Raw genomic sequence first — 1,592 nt, forward strand, 5'->3', positions numbered from 1 at the left:
AGCCTAGCCTTCTCCGTCCCCCCTTCGCAGTAACACCAAGTACAGGAATATTAACCTGTTTCCCATCGACTACGCTTTTCAGCCTCGCCTTAGGGGTCGACTCACCCTGCCCCGATTAACGTTGGACAGGAACCCTTGGTCTTCCGGCGAGCGGGCTTTTCACCCGCTTTATCGTTACTTATGTCAGCATTCGCACTTCTGATACCTCCAGCAACCCTCACAGGCCACCTTCAACGGCTTACAGAACGCTCCCCTACCCAACAACGCCTAAGCGTCGCTGCCGCAGCTTCGGTGCATGGTTTAGCCCCGTTACATCTTCCGCGCAGGCCGACTCGACCAGTGAGCTATTACGCTTTCTTTAAATGATGGCTGCTTCTAAGCCAACATCCTGGCTGTCTGTGCCTTCCCACATCGTTTCCCACTTAACCATGACTTTGGGACCTTAGCTGGCGGTCTGGGTTGTTTCCCTCTTCACGACGGACGTTAGCACCCGCCGTGTGTCTCCCGTGATAACATTCTTCGGTATTCGGAGTTTGCATCGGTTTGGTAAGCCGGGATGGCCCCCTAGCCGAAACAGTGCTCTACCCCCGAAGATGAGTTCACGAGGCGCTACCTAAATAGCTTTCGGGGAGAACCAGCTATCTCCCGGTTTGATTGGCCTTTCACCCCCAGCCACAAGTCATCCGCTAATTTTTCAACATTAGTCGGTTCGGTCCTCCAGTTAGTGTTACCCAACCTTCAACCTGCCCATGGCTAGATCACCGGGTTTCGGGTCTATACCTTGCAACTATTCGCCCAGTTAAGACTCGGTTTCCCTACGGCTCCCCTATACGGTTAACCTTGCTACAAAATATAAGTCGCTGACCCATTATACAAAAGGTACGCAGTCACACCACGAAGGTGCTCCCACTGCTTGTACGTACACGGTTTCAGGTTCTATTTCACTCCCCTCGCCGGGGTTCTTTTCGCCTTTCCCTCACGGTACTGGTTCACTATCGGTCAGTCAGGAGTATTTAGCCTTGGAGGATGGTCCCCCCATATTCAGACAGGATGTCACGTGTCCCGCCCTACTCATCGAACTCACGACCTGTGCATTTTAGTGTACGGGGCTATCACCCTTTGCTGCGCGACTTTCCAGACGCTTCCACTAACACACAAGCCGATTCAGGTTCTGGGCTCCTCCCCGTTCGCTCGCCGCTACTGGGGGAATCTCGGTTGATTTCTTTTCCTCGGGGTACTTAGATGTTTCAGTTCCCCCGGTTCGCCTCATGCCACTATGTATTCATGACATGATAGTGTGTCGAAACACACTGGGTTTCCCCATTCGGGTATCGCCGGTTGTAACGGTTCATATCACCTTACCGACGCTTTTCGCAGATTAGCACGCCCTTCATCGCCTCTGACTGCCTAGGCATCCACCGTGTACGCTTAGTCACTTAACCTCACAACCCGAAGATGTTTCCATCGTTCAAGTTGCAAACATTTGAGAGACTCTATGACAGGTTACTTTTCATTCCGGTACTTCTACGGAGGAATGAATTTCAGCCGTCATGTTTCAATTTTCAGCTTGTTCCAGATTGTTAAAGAGCAAT

At 51.8% G+C, this 1,592-nt stretch carries 1 rRNA gene; it reads right to left on the reverse strand.

The window, feature by feature from the left end:
- Positions 1-1,442 (reverse strand): 23S ribosomal RNA (locus tag ACJ8HB_RS24895); the annotation flags it as partial.
- Positions 1,443-1,592: the final 150 nt, after the last annotated feature.

The organism is Serratia sp. CY27727, assembly GCF_052169275.1.
GTDB lineage: Bacteria > Pseudomonadota > Gammaproteobacteria > Enterobacterales > Enterobacteriaceae > Serratia > Serratia sarumanii.